Genomic DNA, 571 nt, shown 5'->3' with positions numbered 1-571 from the left:
AGGTTCTAGAACCTAGAGAAGTTTTTTATCCCTTAATCAATAAGATTTGAATCATAAAATTCTCTCATTTTGAAAATTTGAAATAAAACTTAAAATAAAGAAATATACTTCCCACAGAAATAGCAATCCAGAATATTATTTTATAAATTAATTTCATTTGAAAAATATCTAGTTTAAATAAAAGAAAGTATGGTAAAGTAACAAATAAAGCTAAAATAGTTAAAAATATATCCTTTTTAATTATAGAATATATTAAAAGAAATATTATTAGTGCTATCCAAACATCCATAAAATCATCCTTTCGATTAAATAAGTGTATAAAAAGGTTAGTTCATAGATTTTAAATATTTATTTAATTTTATTTCCCATATCGAGAGTATCCACGAATAAATCCTCTTGCAAATCTATAGATATCTGTAGCATAAGCAACAGGTCCACCAATTGCTTCTTTAATTCCAGCTTTAACAAGCGCTTTAACTCCAATTTTTGAACTTGCTTTTGAAACTGCTTTTTTAACACCATAGCTAAAACCAAAAGCCTTAAGAACACAAGGGGACGGTTCTCTTGTGTC

At 26.3% G+C, this 571-nt stretch carries 1 protein-coding gene; it reads right to left on the bottom strand.

Annotated elements, in window-relative coordinates:
- Window positions 1-358: 358 nt before the first annotated feature.
- On the bottom strand, window positions 359-571 hold a 213-nt coding region (locus TR13x_RS11185), incomplete at its 5' end, for a hypothetical protein (RefSeq protein WP_161802943.1).

This window comes from Caloranaerobacter sp. TR13 (assembly GCF_001316435.1).
GTDB lineage: Bacteria > Bacillota > Clostridia > Tissierellales > Thermohalobacteraceae > Caloranaerobacter.
The sequence above is the reverse complement of the archived record's forward strand: the minus strand, read 5'-3'. Positions and strand labels throughout refer to the sequence as shown.